The following is a 17,912-nucleotide window of genomic DNA, read 5'->3' as shown; positions in this document are numbered from 1 at the left end:
CTACTCGCGGGCGAGCCGGCCCGCCGAGTGGACGCCCGGCTGGTACTTCGGCAGCCGGACCGTGATCTTCATGCCCGCGCCGACGGCCGTCTCGATGACGAGGCCGTGGTCGTCTCCGTAGACCTGGCGGAGCCGGTCGTCGACATTGGACAGTCCTATGCCGCCCGAAGGGCTGATCTCGCGCGCGAGGATGCGGCGGAGCAGGCCCGGGTCCATCCCGGCGCCGTCGTCCTCGATCACGACGAGGGCCTCGGCGGCGGCGTCCTGCGCGGTGATCTGGATGCGGCACGTGCCGGACTTGCCCTCCAGCCCGTGCTTGACGGCGTTCTCGACGAGCGGCTGGAGGCAGAGGAAGGGCACGGCGACCGGCAGTACCTCGGGGGCGACCTGGAGGGTGACGGAGAGGCGGTCGCCGAAGCGCGCCCGTACCAGCGCCAGGTAGTGGTCGATGGCGTGGAGCTCGTCGGCGAGGGTGGCGAAGTCGCCGTGGCGGCGGAACGAGTAGCGGGTGAAGTCGGCGAACTCCAGCAGCAGCTCGCGGGCGCGCTCCGGATCGGTGCGCACGAACGAGGCGATCACCGCAAGGGAGTTGTAGATGAAGTGCGGGGAGATCTGGGCCCTGAGCGCCTTGATCTCGGCTTCGATGAGCCGGGTACGGGACTGGTCGAGGTCGGCCAGCTCCAACTGGACGGAGACCCAGCGGGCGACCTCGCCGGCCGCCCGGACCAGGACGGCGGACTCGCGGGGCGCGCAGGCGACGAGGGCGCCGTGCACCCGGTCGTCGACGGTGAGCGGGGCCACGACCGCCCAGCGCACCGCGCAGTCGGGGGTGTCGCAGGTGAGCGGGAAGGCCTCGCCGCGGCCGGTCTCCAGTGGCCCCGCGAGGCGTTCCATGATCTCGGTGCGGTGATGCGCGCCCGCGCCGTCCCAGACCAGGACCTCCTTGAGGTCGGTCAGGCACAGCGCGTCCGTGCCCAGCAGGGAGCGCAGCTTGCGGGCCGACTTCCCGGCGGTCTCCGCGGTCAGGCCCGCCCGTAGCGGGGGTGTCGCCAGCGAGGCGGTGTGCAGGGTCTGGAAGGTGGCGTGCTCGACGGGAGTGCCGAGGCCGCCGAGGTTCTGCGGGCGGGCCGTGCGGCGCCCCAGCCAGAAGCCCGCGGCCAGCAGCGGGAGGACGGCGACGACCAGGCCCGCCAGGAATCCGCCCAGCGAACCGCTCACGGGGTCACCTCCTTCCGTGGTCCGTCCTCGCGTTCTTCGTCCTCATGTCCTTCGTCCTCGCGTTCTTCGTCCTCATGTCCTTCGTCCTCGCGTTCTTCGTCCTCGCGCGGTTCGTCGGCACGCCGGCCGTCCGCGCGCGGTTCCTGTGGGCGCAGTTCGTCGGTGCGCAGTTCTTCGGGCAGGTGGAAGCGGGCCAGGATCGCCGCCGTTGCGGCCGGGATCCGGCCCGGTGTGGCCAGGGAGACCAGCACCATGGTGAGGAAGCCCAGCGGCACGGACCACAGGGCGGGCCAGGCCAGCAGCGCGTGCAGGGCGCCGCCGCCCGGGAAGCCGCCCATGGTCGCGGCGACGGCGAGCAGCGCGGAGCCGCCGCCCACCAGCATCCCGGCCGCCGCGCCGGGCGGGGTCAGCCGCCGCCACCAGATGCCGAGGACGAGCAGCGGGCAGAAGGAGGAGGCGGACACGGCGAAGGCCAGGCCGACGGCGTCGGCGACCGGCAACCCGCCGACCAGTGTGCTCGCCGCCAGCGGCACCGCCATGGCGAGGACGGTGCCGAGCCGGAAGTGCGGCACGCCGCGGGACGGCAGCACGTCCTGGGTGAGGACGCCCGCGACGGCCATGGTCAGTCCCGACGCCGTGGACAGGAAGGCGGCGAAGGCACCGCCCGCGACCAGCGCGCCGAGCAGGTCGCCGCCCACTCCCCCGATGACGCGGTCCGGCAGCAGCAGGACGGCGGCGTCGGCGTCACCGGTGAGGGTGAGCTCGGGGGCGTAGAGGCGGCCGAGGGCGCCGTAGACGGGCGGCAGCAGGTAGAAGGCGCCGATCAGGCAGAGGACGGCGACGGTGGTGCGGCGGGCGGCGACACCGTGCGGGCTGGTGTAGAAGCGGACCACGACGTGGGGCAGCCCCATGGTGCCGAGGAAGGTGGCGAGGATCAGCCCGTACGTGGCGTACAGCGGACGTTCGGTGCGGCTCTCGGCCCGGGACGGCGACAGGGCGTCGTCCACGCCGCGTCCGGCGGCCGGGACCGGGGTGCCCTCGGCGAAGGTGAGGCGGGTGCCGGACCCGATGTGATGGGTGCCCTTGGACAGGCTGAGCCGGGTGCCGCGGTGGGCGCGGCCGTCCACGGTACCGTCGACGGTGACGGTCAGCGGCCTCTCCAGCTCGAGGGCGAGACTGTCGTCGACCCGGACGGAGCGCTGCTCGCGGAAGGTGGCGGGTTCCTCGAAGGGGCGGCCGGGCGCTCCGTCGCCCCGCCAGGCCAGCACCAGGAAGAGGGCGGGGACGAGCAGGGCGGTGAGTTTGAGCCAGTACTGGAAGGCCTGGACGAAGGTGATGCTGCGCATGCCGCCGGCGGCGACGATGGCGGTGACGACGACGGCGACGATCACACCGCCGAGCCGGTCGGGGGCGCCGCTCAGCACGGTCAGGGTGAGTCCGGCGCCCTGGAGCTGGGGCAGCAGGTACAGCCAGCCGACACCCACGACGAACGCCCCGGCCAGCCGCCGTACGGCCGGGGAGCCGAGCCGGGCCTCGGCGAAGTCGGGCAGCGTGTAGGCGCCGGAGCGGCGCAGCGGGGCGGCGACGAAGAGCAGCAGGACCAGGTAGCCGGCGGTGTAGCCGACCGGGTACCAGAGCATGTCGGGGCCCTGGACGAGGACCAGGCCGGCGATGCCGAGGAAGGACGCGGCGGAGAGGTACTCGCCGCTGATGGCGGCGGCGTTGAGGCGGGGGCCGACGGTGCGGGAGGCGACGTAGAAGTCCGAGGTGGTGCGGGAGATGCGCAGGCCGAAGGCGCCGACGAGGACGGTGGCCACGACGACGAGGGCGACGGCGGGTATGGCGTAGCCGGAGTTCATCGGTCCTCGACGAGGCGTACGAGGTCGCGCTCGTTGCGCTCGGCGCGGCGCACGTACCAGCGGGCGAGGAGGACGAGGGGTGCGTACAGGCCGAAGCCGAGGACGGCCCATTCCAGGCGGCGGGCGCCGGGCATCGCCGCGAACAGCAGCGGCAGCGGTCCGACGAGCAGCCCGAGGACCACGAACGCGGTCAGGCCGGCGCGCAGCTGGCTGCGCATCAGGGAGCGGACGTAGGTGTGGCCGAGGGTGGTCTGCTCGTCGATCTCGGTGCGCGGGCGGTAGTAGCCCAGGGCGCCGCCGGTGCGCCTGGGCGGCCCGGTGACGGTGACGCGGCGTTCGGTGGGGTCCTGGGCCACGGTCACGGCCTCCGCATGAGCAGGTCCCGCAGCTCGCGGGCGTGGCGGCGGCTGACCTGGAGTTCCTCGGTGCCGACCAGGACGCTGACGGTGCCCGCGTCCAGCCGGAGTTCGCCGATGTGGCGCAGGGCGACGAGGTGGCGGCGGTGGATGCGGACGAAGCCGCGGGCACGCCAGCGCTCCTCCAGGGTGGACAGGGGGATGCGGACGAGGTGGCTGCCCTTGTCGGTGTGCAGGCGGGCGTAGTCGCCCTGGGCCTCGACGTGGGTGATGTCGTCGACGGGGACGAAGCGGGTGACGCCGCCGAGTTCCACGGTGACGTGGTCGGGGTCGGGTTCGTGGACCGGGATGCGGGGAGCGGGGGTCGCGGGGCCCCGTCGTTCGGCGGCACGGCGCACCGCCTCGGCGAGCCGCTCCCTGCGCACGGGTTTGAGGACGTAGTCGACGGCCTTGAGGTCGAAGGCCTGGACGGCGAAGTCCTCGTGCGCGGTGACGAACACGACGAGCGGCGGGCGGGCGAACCCGGTCAGCAGCCGGGCGAGGTCCAGTCCGTCGAGGCCGGGCATCTGGATGTCGAGGAAGACGACGTCGATGGCGTCCGGTCCGTCGGGGCCGGACTCCAGGGCGCGGTTGATGCGGCGCAGGGCCTCGGTCGCGTCGTTCGCGCCCTCCGCCGTACCGATCCGGGGATCGGCCTTCAGCAGGTACACGAGCTCCTCGAGCGTGGGGCGTTCGTCGTCGACAGCCAGGGCGCGCAGCATGAACGTGGAGTGTAGGAGCAATCGGTACGCCTGCACACGCCTGCGCCGTGGACGTATCCGCTGGATACAGTGCCCGCATGAACGGCAGGCCCACCTCTTTCGACGAACTCGACCGGAAGATCGTCACCGCGCTGATGGCGAACGCCAGGACGTCCTTCACCGAGATCGGCGCGGAGGTCGGACTGTCCTCGACGGCGGTCAAGCGCCGGGTGGACCGGCTGCGCGAAACGGGGGTGATCACCGGGTTCACGGCGACCGTGCGGCCCTCCGCGCTGGGCTGGCGCACCGAGGCGTACGTCGAGGTGTACTGCGAGGGGGCTGCCCCGCCGAGGCGGCTGGCGGAAGTCGTGCGCGGCTACCCGGAGATCACGGCGGCGATGACGGTGACCGGTGGTGCGGACGCGCTGCTGCACGTACGGGCGCGGGACGTGGAGCACTTCGAGGAGGTGCTGGAGCGCATCCGTGCGGAGCCGTTCATCCGGAAGACGATCAGTGTGATGGTGCTGTCCCACCTGATCCCGGACAGTCCGGAGGCGGGAGCGGGCCTGCTCGCTCCGCAGGACGCAGCAGACGTGCGCTGACGCGGCGGACAACGCAGCGATCCTGCGGGAACACGCAGCTCTTCGTGCTTGTCGGGTTCGGCCGCCGCTTCCTACCGTGGTGTCAACACACCGTCACACACCGTGAGGAGCGGAGGTACCCCTCTGTGTCCGAGTCCCGTGTGCCGCACCGACGGCGATTCCTGGTCTGCGAACCCAGACACTTCGCCGTGCAGTACGCGATCAACCCGTGGATGAGCACCGGCCGACCCGTCGACGTCATCCGCGCGCTCGACCAGTGGCAGGCACTGGTCGACACCTACCGCGCCCACGGCCACACCGTGGACACCGTCGCGCCGGTCCCCGGCCTGCCCGACATGGTCTTCGCGGCGAACTGCGCCGTCGTGGTGGGGGGCCGGGTCTTCGGCTCCCTCTTCCACGCGCCCGAGCGCCGTCCCGAGTCCGTACCCTACGAGGCGTGGTTCAAGGCGGAGGGCTTCGAGGTCCACCATCCCGGGACGGTGTGCGAGGGCGAGGGCGACCTGGTACCGGCCGGCCGCTGGCTCCTGGCCGGAACGGGGTTTCGCACCACCCCCGAGGCGCACCGGGAGGTGCAGGAGTTCTTCGGGCTGCCGGTGGTCTCGCTGACGCTGGTGGACCCATACTTCTACCACCTGGACACGGCGCTGTTCGTGCTCGACGACGGGGCCGGGACCGGGACCGACGGGAACATCGCCTACTACCCCGGGGCCTTCTCGCCCGGCAGCCGGGAGGTGCTCGAACGGCTCTATCCGGACGCGGTGACCGCCACTCGTGAGGACGCCATGGCGTTCGGGCTCAACTCCGTGTCCGACGGACGACACGTGTTCATCTCGCCCGGGGCCCGGAACCTGGCCGACCGGCTCACCGGCCTCGGCTACGTCCCCGTCCCCGTCGACCTGTCCGAGTTCCACAAGGCCGGGGGCGGCATCAAGTGCTGCACCCAGGAGATCCGGGAGAACCCCTCATGACCGCGCCCGCCCGTACCCGCGGCTCCGAAGAACTCATCCGCGCGGAGGAGCCCGTCCTCGCGCACAACTACCACCCGCTGCCCGTCGTCGTGGCCCGCGCGGAGGGCGCCTGGGTCGAGGACGTGGAGGGGCGCCGCTACCTGGACATGCTGGCCGGCTACTCCGCCCTCAACTTCGGCCACCGCCACCCGGCGCTGATCGAGGCCGCCCACCGCCAGCTGGACCGGCTCACGCTCACCTCGCGCGCCTTCCACAACGACCGGCTCGCCTCCTTCGCCGAGCGGCTGGCCGCGCTGACCGGCACGGACATGGTGCTGCCGATGAACACCGGCGCCGAAGCGGTGGAGAGCGGCATCAAGGTGGCCCGCAAATGGGCGTACGACGTCAAGGGCGTCCCCGCGGACCGGGCGACGATCGTGGTCGCGGCGGACAACTTCCACGGCCGCACGACCACGATCGTGAGCTTCTCCACGGACGAGACGGCCCGCTCGGGCTTCGGCCCGTTCACCCCCGGCTTCCGGATCGTCCCGTACAACGACCTGGCGGCCATGGAGGCGGCGGTCGACGAGACGACGGCGGCGGTGCTGATCGAGCCCATCCAGGGCGAGGCGGGCGTACTGATCCCCGACGACGGCTATCTGACCGGGGTGCGGGAGCTGACCCGCCGCGCGGGCTGCCTGTTCGTCGCGGACGAGATCCAGTCGGGGCTGGGCCGCACGGGGCACACCCTCGCCGTCGAGCACGAGTCGGTCGTGCCGGACGTGGTGCTGCTCGGCAAGGCGCTGGGCGGCGGCATCGTGCCGGTGTCGGCGGTGGTCGGCAGCCGGGAGGTGCTCGGCGTGCTGCACCCGGGCGAGCACGGTTCCACGTTCGGCGGCAATCCGCTGGCCGCCGCGGTCGGCACGGCGGTGGTGGAGCTGCTGGAGACGGGCGCGTTCCAGCGCCGGGCGGCCGAGCTGGGCGCGGTCCTGCGCAAGGGCCTGACCGCCCTGGTCGGCAAGGGCGTCGTCGGCTTCCGGGCGCGGGGGCTGTGGGCGGGTGTCGACATCGACCCGGCGCTGGGCACCGGCCGCGAGGTCAGCGAGCGCCTGATGCGCGAGGGCGTCCTCGTCAAGGACACGCACGGCTCCACGATCCGTCTGGCCCCGCCGCTGACCGTCACCGGTGAGGAGCTGGAGGGCGCGCTCGGGACGCTGGAGAAGGTCCTCACGTCCTGAGGGTTTCCCCTACGGAGCGGCTCGGTCCCCGTCGAGCCGCTCCACGTGCGTCACGTTGCCGCGGTCCTCGGCGTCCTCGCTGGGGCCGCCCGCGAACCAGGCGTCGAGGATCTCCCGCAGCAGCGGCGCCGACGTCAGCCGCAGGCTGAGCGCGAGCACATTGGCGTCGTTCCAGCGGCGTGCCCCGTCCGCCGTGTAGGCGTCGGCGCACAGGGCCGCCCGCACGCCCGGCACCTTGTTCGCGGCGATCGACGCTCCCGTGCCGGTCCAGCAGCACACCACCGCCTGGTCGGCCGTACCGTCGGCGACCTCGCGGGCGGCCCGCTCCGAGCACACCGCCCACCGCGGGTCCGCCCCGGGGCGCAGGGCGCCGTGCGTGAGCACCTGGTGGCCCCGGCCGCGCAGCTCCTCGACGAGGAGGCGGGCCACGGGTTCGTCCATGTCGGAAGAGACGGCGATGCGCATGTGCGAAGCGTACCCACCCCGGCCGCTCACCTCATCGGCTCAACCACATGACCGAAGTCACCACCATACCCAGCATGATCTGGGGAACGGTACGACCCGAGAAACGTACGACCAGCAGCGCTCCGCCAGGAGCGTCTGCATGTGGAAAGGGAGGCCGCCACGTCCCCCACCGACAACGGCCCAGCACCCGACACCGCGGCCGTCCGCCGCCACCCGGCTCTGTTCCGGGCCGTCAGACGCCGGCAGAACCCCCGGCTGCGCCGGTCGGACATCACCGTCACGGACGAGGCCGCGGTCAAGCGAGCCGTGAAGGCGGCCTCCCTCGGCAACGCCATGGAGTGGTTCGACTTCGGCATCTACGCCTATCTGGCGGGCACCATCGGGCGGGTGTTCTTCCCGTCCGGGAGCGACACCGCGCAGTTGCTCTCCTCCTTCGCCACGTTCGCCGTGGCGTTCCTGGTGCGCCCGCTCGGCGGCATGGTCTTCGGCCCGATGGGCGACAAGATCGGCCGCAAGAAGGTGCTCGCGCTGACGATGATCCTCATGGCGATCGGCACGGCCGCCATCGGGCTCATTCCCAGCTACGACTCGATCGGCTTCTGGTCTCCGCTCCTGCTGATCGTGTTCCGCCTGCTCCAGGGCTTCTCCACGGGCGGCGAGTACGGTGGCGCGTCCACCTTCATCGCCGAGTACGCGCCGGACAAGCGGCGCGGCTTCTTCGGCAGCTTCCTGGAGCTGGGCACGCTGGCCGGTTACACCTGCGCCGCCGGTCTCGTCACCGCCCTCACGGCGGGCCTCGGCAACGACACCATGGACGCCTGGGCCTGGCGCATCCCCTTCCTGCTCGCGGCGCCCCTCGGCATCGTCGGCATCTACCTGCGGCTGAAGCTCGACGACACACCCGCGTTCCTCAAGCTGGAGGACGCCAACGTCCACATCTCCGACGCGGCGACCGCGGTGGAGACCACCGCCCGGGGCGACCTCGCCAAGATCTTCCGCACGCACTGGCGGTCGCTGGTGCTGTGCATCGCGCTGGTCGGCGCGTACAACATCACGGACTACATGCTGCTGTCGTACATGCCCACGTACCTGTCGGACGAGCTGGGCTACAGCGAGAGCCACGGTCTGCTGATCCTGGTGGCCACCATGGTGCTGCTCATGCTGGTCATCAACCAGGTCGGCCGGCTCTCCGACCACTTCGGCCGCAAGCCCGTCCTCATGACCGGCATGATCGGCTTCTTCCTCCTCTCCGCCCCGGCCTTCGTGCTGGTGCGGGACGGCGGTCTGCTCGCCGTCTCGGGCGGCATGCTGATGCTCGGCCTGTCCCTGGTCTGTCTGCTCGGCACCATGTCGGCGGCGCTCCCGGCGATGTTCCCCACCAACGTCCGGTACGGCTCCCTCTCGGTCGGCTACAACCTGTCGGCGTCCCTGTTCGGCGGTACGACGCCGCTGGTCATCACCGCGCTGATCAGCGTGACCGGCTCCGACATGATGCCCGCCTACTACTCGATGGCCGCGGCCCTGGTCGGTGTCGTGGCCGTGGCCTGCATGAAGGAGACGGCCCAGAAGCCGCTCGCGGGCTCCCCGCCCTCGGTGCAGACCGAGGAGGAGGCGGCGGAGATGGTCGAGGCGCAGGTCCCGACGCCGAAGTTCTGAAGCGCGCCGGGCTCATCCTCCGTCCGCCGGACACGTCGGCTCGTCCTGCCGGGTGCCCGGAGTGGCGGTGGAGTGCCCGCTCGCCTCCGGGGACGGGCTCGGGGAGCCCGAGGGGCAGCCCTGCGGTGGCGTCGGGTTCCCGGGGCCCGGCGTCTGCGAGCCGGTGGGGTCCGGGGTGGTCGAGGGGCCCGGCGTCGGGGACTCGGCCGGATCGGGGCTGGACGACTGCGAGGGGCTCGGCTGCGCGGTGGGTGCCGGCCGGGAGGGGGAGGGCACGGGAGACGGCGAGGAGGGGACCGGGCGAGAGGGCGAAGGGGAGGGCGCGGGAGCGGGGGCCCCGGGGGTTCCGGGCGCGGAGGTCGCGGGATCGGGGCCGACGACGATGCCGTCTCCCCCCTGACCGCCGGCGTCGTCGACCGGCTTCGTCGCCGGGGTGGCGCCGCCCGCCCCGGGGGACGCCGGAATGACGCCCCTGCCGTCGGGGACGGTGCGCACCCCCCTGCGGTAGAAGTCCAGCCAGTGGCGGACCAGCCCGAGGTAGGAACGCGAGTTGTTGTAGCTGAGGATCGCCCGGTCCAGGTCCGCCGGCCTGCTCAGGTCCCGGTCCCCGGCGCACAGGTAGTGCCCGGCGGCCAGGGCGGCGTCGAAGACGTTGTTCGGGTCGGCGCGGCCGTCGCCGTTGCCGTCGGTGCCCCACCGGGCCCAGGTCGACGGCAGGAACTGCATGGGTCCGACCGCCCGGTCGTACACCGTGTCGCCGTCGTGCGCGCCGCCGTCGGTGTCCAGGATCAGGGCGAAGCCGCGGCCGTCGAGGGCCGGGCCCGTGATGCGGCCCAGCGTGGTGCCGTGCCGGTCGACCGCACCGCCGCGCGCCTGGCCGGACTCCACCTTGCCGATCGCGGCGAGCAGTTCCCAGGGCAGCCCGCAGCCCGGGTCCGTGCGTGCCACGGAGGTCTCGGCGGCCCGGTAGGCGCGCAGCACGGTCCCCGGGATGCCGGACTCGGCCCGCGCCCGCGTGGCCTGCTCGGGCCGGGGCGGGGTGCCGGGCGTGTCCGTGGCGGCCAGGGGCGGCAGTTCGGTGTGGTAGGAACCGTCGCCGGGTGGGACGAGCTCGGCGTGGGGGGCGCTCGTCGGCGGGGTGCGTTCGTCGTCGGCGGCCGGCCAGGCCTTCTCGTGGTGCGGGAGGCCGGGGGCCTGGGAGGCGGTGAGGGCCGCCACCGCGGTCACGGCGACGGCGGTGGTCCGCAGGCCTCGCCCGGTCCGGGCGCGCAGACGTCGTGCACGGTGTGCGGGCATGGCGGTCACTCCCTGGTCGTCGGGTCTCGTGGTCCGTCGGGCCTCGTGGTCCGTCGGGGCTTGTAGTCCGTCGGGCCTCGTGGTCCGTCGGGGCTTGTAGTCCGTCGGGCCTCGTGGTCCGTCGGGGCTTGTAGTCCGTCGGGCCTCGTGGTCCGTCGGGGCTTGTGGTCCGTCGGGGCTCATGGGTCGGATGCGGGTGCTGCCGGGTCGGCCGTGCCTGGGTCCGTACGCCGCTCTCAGCGGCCGAAGGTGTCGATTCCGGAGACGAGCCAGCGGCCGTCGCGCCGCACGACGTCGACGGCGAACATCGCGCCGGCGTACGTGCCCGTGTCCTTCGCCCGCTCGTCCTTCCTCGCTCCCTTCGCGCCCTTCGTGCCCTGCTTCTCCTTCGCGTCCTTCGCCTGCCGGTCCCGCGGGGCGGAGGCGTCCTCGCCCCCGGCCGTGCTGACGCCGGCCTGGTCGGCGTAGACCAGGACGCGGGCCCGGTCGCCGTCGATGCGCTCGACCGCGCTGTCGGTGACCGTGGTGGTGATCACCGCCTTCTGCCGCTCGGCACCGGCCCGGACGTCGCCGAGCAGCGCCCGGTGCTGCTCGACGGCCCGTCCCGTCAGCAGGTTCTTCGCGGCCTCCTCGAAGGCGCCGGGGTCGGCGTGGTCGTAGGAGAAGAGCGCGGCCACGGCCTTGGCCGTCTGTCCCTTGATCTCACTGGTGCGGGCGACGTCCGTCAGGGCGGTGTTGCGTACCGCGGGGTCCTCCCGCAGGCCCTCGGCGCGTGCGTGCGCCCAGCCGGCGAAGCCACCGAGGACGACGGTGAGCAGACAGCACAGCACCAGTCCCACGGGACGGGACCGCCGGTCGTTCCGCGTCCGCCGGGCCGTCGCGTCCACCGGGTCCGGCGGGGCGTCCCGCGCGGGCCGTACGGCGGTACGGGTGCGGGCCGGGCCGACCGCGCCGGACGCTCCGGCCGGGGAGTCGGTGGCCGTGGCCCGTCCGGCCCGGGTGGCCGTGGCCGTGCCGGGCCCCCGGGTGCGGACCGACTCGCGGGCCTGACGGCGGCGCAGGCTGTTGATGTGGTGACGGGTGGTCGCCATCGTGTGGTCCTCTCCTGCGGCCGGTCAGCCGGCCGCCGTGCCGCCGACGGGGGCCTGCCCCAGGGCGCTGAGCTTCCACCGGTCTCCGGTGCGGGTCAGTTCGCCGAGCATGCGGCTGTCCTTGTCGGTGCTCTCGGCGTCCGGGGCCTTCACCGTCACCCGCAGGGCGACGAGCACCCGGGCGCGGCCGGCCCGGTCGTCGAGTTCGGTGACGGCACCGGACAGCACCCGGGCCGTGGTGACGGTCTTCGCGGTCTTCACCTGGGCGGCGAACTCGTCACGTCCGGTGACGAGTTGGTCGTGCAGTTCGCCCGTCGTGGAGGACTCCCACAGATCCAGGCCCCGGTCGAGGTGGCGGTGGTCGAGGGTGTTGAGGTTCTGGACGGCCTGTTCACCGGCGGCGAGGGCCTCGTCCCGCTGCACGGCGTACGCGGCCGACTCGTCGTGCGCCGCGTCGTACCAGTCCCAGCCTCCCCAGGCCGCGAACCCGCCCGCGACGAGGGCGAGGGTGAGGGCCGTGGCCGTCAGCGCCCGGCGTCCGGCCGGCCCGCGGACCGCGCGTCTCATGAAGTCCTCCCTGTCTCCCGCACGTTCAGCGGGTGCTGATGTCGACGATGCGCCACTGGTCGTTCCCCCATCGCGCGGTGACCGCGAGCTGGGCCGCCGCCGAGCCGGCCCCGTCCTTGCCGCGGCGGGAGATCTGGTCGAGGAAGACCAGCAGGCGCGCGGTGTCGCCGTCGAGTTCGATCACTCCGGTGCGCACGGCCTGGGTGCTCAGGGTGACGCGCTGCTCCGCGAGGTCCTCGCGCGTACGGTCGATCAGTTCCGTGTACTGGCGGGCCGCCCGCCCGGCGAGGACGGAACGCGCCGACCGCTCGGTGGCGTCCAGACCCTCCGGCGTGTACGAGAAGACGCGGGCGAGGGCGCTGCCGACGTCCCCGGCGACACGTGTGGTGGCCTCGGCGTCGGTGAGCGCGCGGTTGTGAGCCGACGGTGTGCTCCTCAGCTGGTGGGCGCCGTAGAAGAAGCCACAGCCGCCGAGGAGGAGCACCGCGGCACTCGTCGCCAGGGCGGTGCGCCGCAGCAGGCCGGACCGCGGGCGGCGGGCACCGGTCCCGTCCTGGCCGGCCTCCTCCTCGCCCTCGGCGTCCGTGACGGGCCCGGCCGGTCGCGGCGGGCCTGCGTCGTCGTCCCCCGGGCCCTCGTCGGGGTCGGGGCCCCGCGTCGGCGGGGCCGGCTCCGGCGCCGGGCGGACGTCCGTCCGGAGCCCGCTCCCGTTCCGGGCGGGGGCCGACGGCGGCGGGGAAACCTCCCGTGCCGGACCGGTGGAGTCCCGCAGCCTCCTGATGTGCCCGAGCCGTGTCATCGGCCGTCGTCCTCCCCCGCCGTCCGCGTGAGCGGTACGGCGCTGAGCGCCTTGACCTTCCACTCGCCCTCCCCGGTGCGGGCCAGGACCGCTTCCAGGCGTTTGCGGTCCGTGGTGGGCTTCCCGCTCCCGGCGGGTGTGACCTCCACGCGCACGGTGGCGATGAGTTTGGCGGTGCCGGCCCGCGGGTCGAGGGCGGTGAGGGCGGCCTCCGTGACCGTGCCCCGCGCCGATGCGCCCGCCTTGGGCTCGGTGCGGCCCAGTTCCTCCCGCAGCGGACCGGTCGAGGCGGTTCGCCAGGCCCGGATGCCGGCCCGCGCGCGCTCGGTGGAAGAGGCGTCGAGGGTGGTCAGCGCGGTCAGGGTGGCGCGCCCGTCGGCCAGCGCCTCGTCCCGCTCACGGCCGTAGGAGAGTGAGTCGTCGCCCCGTGCCTGTGCGTAAGTCCACGCACCCGCGCCGCAGAACGCCAGTGCGAGTGCCGTCCCCGCCCCGGCGAGGGCCCGGGCCCTTCTCATCGGCCGTCCTCCGTGTCCGCGCCGAGGAGAGCCGCCAGGTCCTGCGGGGTGCCGTCCCCCGTGCCGGGCAGCGCGAGGGCGCCCGGCAGCGGTGCGGACGCCGGGGCCGTGGCCGGCGGTGCGCTGCCGGAGGGCAGGGAGCCCGGCCTGGCCGGTACGGGCACCGCACCGCCGCGGGGGGCGTTGGCGGAGCCTCGTACGTTGCTTCCGCTCGCGGCCGGCGCCGTGCAGGAGGCACCGGTGTTGAGGGCGGGGGCGGTGCCGAGGTCGAGACCGTTCCGGTAGCGGGTGCCGCCGTACCCGGTGGTGCAGGGCAGCGGCTTGAAGAAGGTGACGGCCAGGCCGAGTTTCATGGTTCCTCCCTCGACGGCGGTGGCGCCGGCGGAGACAGCCGCCGGGTATGTCACGAGGAGTTCCTCCATGCCGCGCTGGCGTGTGACGGCGACCTCGGACGTGGTGAGCAGGTTGGCGAGGACGACCCCGAGGCTGGGGTCGAGGTCTCGCAGGAGGCCGCTGACCTGGGTGGCGGCCTCCGGTGTGACGGTGAGCAGCCGGCGCAGGTCGGCGTCGGAGCCCTTGAGCGTGCGGGCGAGTTCCTCGGCGCCGTCGGCGAAGTCGCGGATGGCCTCCGCCTCCTCGGCCTGCGTCCGCAGCACGGTTTCGCCGTCGGTGAGCAGCCGGGTGGTGGAGGGCAGGGCGCGGTCGGCGGCCTCCACGAAGGCGCTGCCGTTGTCCAGCAGCACCTGGAGGTCGTCGCCGTGGCCCTCGAACGCCTTGCCGAACTCGTCGACGACCGTGCGGAGGTCCTCCAGCGGCACGGAGCGCGTGAGGTCGTCGACGCTGGTGAGGACGTCGGTGACGGGCGCGGGCACCTGGGTGTCCCGCTGTTCGATCCGGGCGCCCTGGCCGAGGAAGGGGCCCCTGTCGCTCTCGGGCCGCAGGTCGATGTACTGCTCGCCGACCGCGGACAGCGCGGCCACCACGGCCCGTGTGTCGGCGGGGATGCGGGGAGCGGACTTCTTGATGCGCAGCTCGGCGACGACACCGTCCGCGGTGAGGTCGATGGGGCCGACACGGCCGACCGACACACCCCGGTAGGTCACGTCGGAGTGGGTGAACAGTCCTCCGGTGCGCGGCAGTTCGACATCCACCGTGTAGTAGTCGGCGACGCCGGCGTACCGGCCGAGGTCCGCGTAGCGGATGCCGACGAAGCCGAGCACGAGGACGGCGATGACGAGGAAGGCGAGGTTCTTGAGGCGTACGGCGAGAGTGATCACCCGTGCCCTCCGTCCCGGGACGGCGCCGGCACGGACGGCAACGGCAGCGGTGCCGATGCCGAGGGTCCGGGCGTGGCGCTCGTCCGTTGCCTCGGGCTCCCCTGGTCCCTGGGGTTCCTCGCGTCGGTGTCCGGCTTCCCCCGCGGCGTGGCCGACGGCGAGGCCGGGCTCCGCGGCACCAGCGGTGGGACGACCGTGGTGCCGGGGGCGGCGGTCATGGTCAGGTACACGTTGAGGTAGTCGCCCTTGACGCCGCGCAGCACCTCGTCGGTGAACGGGTAGGTGAGCAGCACCTGGAGGGAGTCGGGCAGGTCGGTGCCCGCGTCCGCGAGTGCCTTCAGGGTGGGGGCGATGGCTTTGAGGTCGGCGACCATGTCGTCCTTGCTCGCGTTGACGGTGGAGACGGCGACGCCGGACAGGGTGTCCAGGGAGCGCAGCATGGTCAGCAGGGAGCCACGCTGCTCGTGCAGGGTCTTCAGCCCGGGCGACAGGCCGGTGAGGACGGTTGTGACGTCGTCCTTGCGGCCGGCGAGGGTCGCGGCGAGCCGGTTGACGCCGTCCAGGGCGTCGGTGATGTCGCCGCGGTGGTCGTCGAGGTTCGCGACCAGTTCCTCGACCCGCTTGAGCATCGAACGGACCTCGGGTTCGCGCCCGCCGAGTGCCGCGTTGAGTTCCCGGGTGATGGTCTTGAGCTGGTTGACGCCACCGCCGTTCAGCAGGAGGGACAGGGCGCCGAAGACCTCCTCGACCTCGGTGTTGCGACCGGTGCGGGACAGCGGGATGAGGCTGCCGTCGCCGAGCCGTCCGGTGGCCGGTTCGGGGGGCGCGACCAGTTGGACGTACTTCTCGCCGAGCAGGCTGGACTGTTCCAGGCGGGCGCCCGCGTCGGCGGGCAGCCGCACGTCACCGTTGATCTTCATGGTGACGCGGGCCGTCCAGTTCTCGCCGTCGAGGCGGATGCCGGTGACCCGGCCCACGGCGACGTCGTTGACCTTCACCGCGGCCTGCGGGACGAGGCTGAGGACGTCGTCCAGTTCGGCGGTCACGGTGTAGGGGTTCGAGCCGAGGTCGGCACCACCGGGCAACGGCAGGTCCTCGACTCCGTCGAAGCGCGGTGCGGTGGCGGAGAAGGCGCCGAGTGCGAGGGCGAAGCCCAGTCCCAGGGCGAGGAGTCCGCCGAGTCCGAGGCCCGCGGCCTTGCCGCCGGTGAGCGCTCCGCGCCGCACGGGGGCGGCGTCCCCCCGGTCGGCGTCCTCGGTCCGCACCGGGCCCGGCTCCGGCCCGTTTCCCCGCGACCTTCCCCGTATGCGGTGCCTCACCGCTCCCCCTCCCCCGAGGTCGCGGCGCCTCCCGCGGCCGGCAGGGGCAGCAGCGGGCCGCCCATGCTGATCTCGTTGAGGTTGGCGCGGCCGTCGAGCATGCCGGTGCCGGTGTCGTAGGCGCCGACGAGATTGCCCGCGGCCAGCGGTGCGACGTCCAGGGCCTCGGCGAGCGAGGCACGCTGCCGGACCAGCGTCTCGGTGATCGGCACCAGCCTTTCCACGTTCTTCTTCAGTTCGCCCCGGTTGTCCTTGACGAACGTCTTCACCTGACCGAGGGCCGTGCCGAGTTCGTCGAGCGCGCCGGCGAGGTCGTCCTTGTTGTCGGCGAAGAAGCCGACGACCGTGTCCAGACGCTCCTGGGCGGTGCGCACGTCGGTGTCCTTCTCCTTCAGCATGGTGGTGAAGGTCTGCAGGCTGCCGAGGGTGGCGAACAGGTCGTCGCTGGAGCCGTCGAGGGTCCTGGCCGCCTTGCCGAACTGCTCGATGCTGTCGCCGATGGCCTCGCCGTTCCCTTCGAGGTTGGCGGCACCGGTCGTCAGCAGGTCCGACAGGGCTCCGGAGGAGTTCGCCCCGTCGGGGCCGAGGGCCTTGGCGAGGTCGGTGATCGAGGCGTAGAGCTGGTCGATCTCGACGGGGGTCCGGGTGCGGGAGGCGGGCAGCACGGCGCCGTCGTCGAGGGTGGGGCCGGAGCGGTAGGCCGGGGTGAGCTGTACGTAGCGGTCGGCGACGACGCTGGGCGCGACCACCACGGCCCGCGCCCCCTCGGGCACCCGGACGCCGTCGTCGAGGGCGAGTTCCACCCGTACCCGCGTGCCCTGCGGCCGTACCGACTCGACCTCGCCCACCCGGACCCCGAGGACGCGCAGGTCCGAGCCGGGGTAGATGCCGACGGCACGGTCGAAGTAGGCGGTCACGCGGGTGCCCGTGGCCTGGAGGGCGCGCACCGCGGCCAGTCCGGCGGCGACCACGGCGAGGGCGATCGCGGCCGCGAGGAGTCGTCTGCGCTTGCTCATCTCTCACCGCTTCCCTGGGCCGCCGCCGGCTGTTTCGGCGGCATGCACCCCGTCGTGGGCCGGGACTGCGCGGGCAGGTAGTCGCGGGGCACGACCCCGCACAGGTAGCTGTCGAACCAGCGGCCGTTGCCGAGGGTATTGCCGACCAGGCGGTAGTAGGGGCCGACCAGGGCCAGCGTCCGGTCGAGCTGTGTGGTGTTCTTCTCCAGGACCGTGGTGACGCGGCCGAGCGCCTTGAGGGTGGGCCCCAGTTGCTTGTCGTTGTCCTCCACGAGGCCGCTCAGTTCCGTGCCGAGGTCGCGGCTGCCCTCCAGCAGGGCGTTGATGGCGTCCCGGCGGTCCTGCAGTTCTCCCAGCAGGGACCCGCCGTCTTCGATGAGCGTCTCGAAGCTGGACTTCTTGTCCGCCAGGGTCCGGGTGAACCGCTCGGTCCCCTTCAGCAGTTCGGAGAGTTCGTCGTCCCGTTCGGACACCGACTTCGACAGTTCGGACAGGCCGGTGGCGGCCTTGCGCACGTGCGGCGGCGAGTCCTCGAAGGTCTTCGAGATCGTCTCGAAGCTCTTGGCGAGCTGCTCGGTGTCGATGGCGTCGACGGTGCCGCTGAGGTCCTGGAACGCCTGCGTCACGTCGTACGGCGAGGTGGTGCGGGCCAGGGGGATGCGGCTGCCGGGGTCCTGCCGGGCCGAGCCCAGGGGGTCCAGGGCCAGGTACTTGTCGCCGAGCAGTGTCTTGATGGCGATGGCCGCGGTGGTCCGGTCGCCGATCCAGGCGTCCTCCACCTCGAAGCTGACCTTCACCCGGTCGCCGTCGAGCGCGACGCCGGTGACCTCGCCGACCTTGACCCCGGCGATCCGCACCTCGTCCCCGTCGTCGAGGCCGGCCGCCTCGGAGAAGTCGGCACTGTACGTGGTGCCCCCGGTGACCAGGGGCAGCCGCTCGGCGTTGTAGGCG

General features: G+C 73.1%; 18 protein-coding genes. 4 read left to right on the top strand and 14 right to left on the bottom strand.

Annotated features, from left to right (window positions below):
* From KUM32_RS22210 to KUM32_RS22195, 4 genes are read right to left on the bottom strand one after another with little or no spacing between them, the layout of a single operon-like run.
* Nucleotides 1-1,206, bottom strand: a complete 1,206-nt coding sequence (locus tag KUM32_RS22210; protein WP_217143715.1) for a sensor histidine kinase — start codon at nt 1,204-1,206, stop codon at nt 1-3.
* A gap of 8 nt (nt 1,207-1,214) precedes the next feature.
* Complete coding sequence (locus tag KUM32_RS22205) at nt 1,215-3,077, bottom strand: cation acetate symporter (protein WP_254405927.1); 1,863 nt, start codon at nt 3,075-3,077, stop codon at nt 1,215-1,217.
* Nucleotides 3,074-3,433: a hypothetical protein gene (locus KUM32_RS22200; protein ID WP_217143714.1), complete on the bottom strand. Its 360-nt coding sequence runs from the start codon at nt 3,431-3,433 to the stop codon at nt 3,074-3,076. Before KUM32_RS22200 ends, KUM32_RS22205 begins: the two co-directional genes overlap by 4 nt.
* A 2-nt stretch (nt 3,434-3,435) precedes the next feature.
* Nucleotides 3,436-4,194, bottom strand: a complete 759-nt coding sequence (locus tag KUM32_RS22195) for a LytTR family DNA-binding domain-containing protein (RefSeq protein ID WP_217143680.1) — start codon at nt 4,192-4,194, stop codon at nt 3,436-3,438.
* A 77-nt stretch (nt 4,195-4,271) separates the two neighbouring features.
* Here KUM32_RS22195 and KUM32_RS22190 point away from each other — a divergent pair, with 77 nt between their 5' ends.
* The 3 genes from KUM32_RS22190 to rocD all read left to right on the top strand — a co-directional run bounded on the left by KUM32_RS22190 (nt 4,272) and on the right by rocD (nt 6,960).
* Entirely contained in the window at nt 4,272-4,775 is a 504-nt protein-coding gene (locus tag KUM32_RS22190) for an Lrp/AsnC family transcriptional regulator (RefSeq protein ID WP_217143679.1), read from the top strand.
* A 125-nt stretch (nt 4,776-4,900) separates the two neighbouring features.
* Complete coding sequence (ddaH, locus tag KUM32_RS22185) at nt 4,901-5,743, top strand: dimethylargininase (protein ID WP_217143678.1); 843 nt, start codon at nt 4,901-4,903, stop codon at nt 5,741-5,743.
* Entirely contained in the window at nt 5,740-6,960 is a 1,221-nt protein-coding gene (gene rocD / locus KUM32_RS22180) for an ornithine--oxo-acid transaminase (protein WP_217143677.1), read from the top strand. Before ddaH ends, rocD begins: the two co-directional genes overlap by 4 nt.
* Before the next feature lie 9 nt (nt 6,961-6,969).
* On the opposite strand, the gene KUM32_RS22175 is transcribed toward rocD, so the two are convergent.
* A complete protein-coding gene (locus KUM32_RS22175) occupies nt 6,970-7,425 on the bottom strand; it encodes an RpiB/LacA/LacB family sugar-phosphate isomerase (RefSeq protein ID WP_217143676.1) in 456 nt (151 codons plus the stop codon).
* A gap of 141 nt (nt 7,426-7,566) precedes the next feature.
* On the opposite strand from KUM32_RS22175, the gene proP reads away from it, so the two are divergent.
* Nucleotides 7,567-9,081 (top strand): glycine betaine/L-proline transporter ProP, encoded by a 1,515-nt coding sequence (gene proP, locus KUM32_RS22170; RefSeq protein ID WP_217143675.1) that lies wholly within the window; start codon nt 7,567-7,569, stop codon nt 9,079-9,081.
* A gap of 12 nt (nt 9,082-9,093) precedes the next feature.
* Here proP and KUM32_RS22165 read toward each other — a convergent pair whose 3' ends face one another.
* From KUM32_RS22165 to KUM32_RS22125, 9 genes are all read right to left on the bottom strand, one after another.
* Nucleotides 9,094-10,377: a lytic transglycosylase domain-containing protein gene (locus KUM32_RS22165; protein WP_217143674.1), complete on the bottom strand. Its 1,284-nt coding sequence runs from the start codon at nt 10,375-10,377 to the stop codon at nt 9,094-9,096.
* A 236-nt stretch (nt 10,378-10,613) separates the two neighbouring features.
* Nucleotides 10,614-11,468: a hypothetical protein gene (locus KUM32_RS22160; protein WP_217143673.1), complete on the bottom strand. Its 855-nt coding sequence runs from the start codon at nt 11,466-11,468 to the stop codon at nt 10,614-10,616.
* A gap of 24 nt (nt 11,469-11,492) precedes the next feature.
* The gene (locus KUM32_RS22155) at nt 11,493-12,035 is read right to left on the bottom strand and encodes a nuclear transport factor 2 family protein (RefSeq protein ID WP_217143672.1); all 543 of its coding nucleotides are present in this window, start codon (nt 12,033-12,035) and stop codon (nt 11,493-11,495) included.
* 25 nt (nt 12,036-12,060) lie between these two features.
* Nucleotides 12,061-12,834, bottom strand: coding sequence for a hypothetical protein (locus KUM32_RS22150; RefSeq protein WP_254405926.1), 774 nt, complete (start codon nt 12,832-12,834; stop codon nt 12,061-12,063).
* Complete coding sequence (locus KUM32_RS22145) at nt 12,831-13,349, bottom strand: hypothetical protein (protein WP_217143671.1); 519 nt, start codon at nt 13,347-13,349, stop codon at nt 12,831-12,833. The genes KUM32_RS22150 and KUM32_RS22145 overlap by 4 nt, the downstream gene beginning before the upstream one ends.
* Nucleotides 13,346-14,626: an MCE family protein gene (locus KUM32_RS22140; RefSeq protein WP_217143670.1), complete on the bottom strand. Its 1,281-nt coding sequence runs from the start codon at nt 14,624-14,626 to the stop codon at nt 13,346-13,348. Before KUM32_RS22140 ends, KUM32_RS22145 begins: the two co-directional genes overlap by 4 nt.
* The gene (locus KUM32_RS22135) at nt 14,623-15,852 is read right to left on the bottom strand and encodes an MCE family protein (RefSeq protein WP_217143713.1); all 1,230 of its coding nucleotides are present in this window, start codon (nt 15,850-15,852) and stop codon (nt 14,623-14,625) included. The genes KUM32_RS22140 and KUM32_RS22135 overlap by 4 nt, the downstream gene beginning before the upstream one ends.
* Nucleotides 15,853-15,941: 89 nt before the next feature.
* On the bottom strand, nt 15,942-16,961 hold the full coding sequence (locus tag KUM32_RS22130; RefSeq protein WP_217143669.1) for an MCE family protein: 1,020 nt from the start codon (nt 16,959-16,961) through the stop codon (nt 15,942-15,944).
* A partial coding sequence (locus KUM32_RS22125; protein ID WP_217143668.1) for an MCE family protein occupies nt 16,958-17,912 on the bottom strand: 955 nt, incomplete at its 5' end. The genes KUM32_RS22125 and KUM32_RS22130, both read right to left, overlap by 4 nt.

It is taken from the genome of Streptomyces sp. AC627_RSS907, assembly GCF_019049165.1.
The sequence above is the reverse complement of the archived record's forward strand: the minus strand, read 5'-3'. Positions and strand labels throughout refer to the sequence as shown.

Excerpts from the sequence above, each read along its gene's own strand:
- KUM32_RS22190 (WP_217143679.1), top strand. The coding sequence starts at position 4,272 with ATGAACGGCAGGCCCACCTCTTTCGACGAACTCGACCGGAAGATCGTC.
- KUM32_RS22155 (WP_217143672.1), bottom strand. The coding sequence starts at position 12,035 with ATGAGACGCGCGGTCCGCGGGCCGGCCGGACGCCGGGCGCTGACGGCC.
- rocD (WP_217143677.1), top strand. The coding sequence starts at position 5,740 with ATGACCGCGCCCGCCCGTACCCGCGGCTCCGAAGAACTCATCCGCGCG.
- KUM32_RS22175 (WP_217143676.1), bottom strand. The coding sequence starts at position 7,425 with ATGCGCATCGCCGTCTCTTCCGACATGGACGAACCCGTGGCCCGCCTC.
- KUM32_RS22145 (WP_217143671.1), bottom strand. The coding sequence starts at position 13,349 with ATGAGAAGGGCCCGGGCCCTCGCCGGGGCGGGGACGGCACTCGCACTG.
- KUM32_RS22160 (WP_217143673.1), bottom strand. The coding sequence starts at position 11,468 with ATGGCGACCACCCGTCACCACATCAACAGCCTGCGCCGCCGTCAGGCC.
- KUM32_RS22150 (WP_254405926.1), bottom strand. The coding sequence starts at position 12,834 with ATGACACGGCTCGGGCACATCAGGAGGCTGCGGGACTCCACCGGTCCG.
- KUM32_RS22205 (WP_254405927.1), bottom strand. The coding sequence starts at position 3,077 with ATGAACTCCGGCTACGCCATACCCGCCGTCGCCCTCGTCGTCGTGGCC.
- KUM32_RS22165 (WP_217143674.1), bottom strand. The coding sequence starts at position 10,377 with ATGCCCGCACACCGTGCACGACGTCTGCGCGCCCGGACCGGGCGAGGC.
- KUM32_RS22130 (WP_217143669.1), bottom strand. The coding sequence starts at position 16,961 with ATGAGCAAGCGCAGACGACTCCTCGCGGCCGCGATCGCCCTCGCCGTG.
- KUM32_RS22195 (WP_217143680.1), bottom strand. The coding sequence starts at position 4,194 with ATGCTGCGCGCCCTGGCTGTCGACGACGAACGCCCCACGCTCGAGGAG.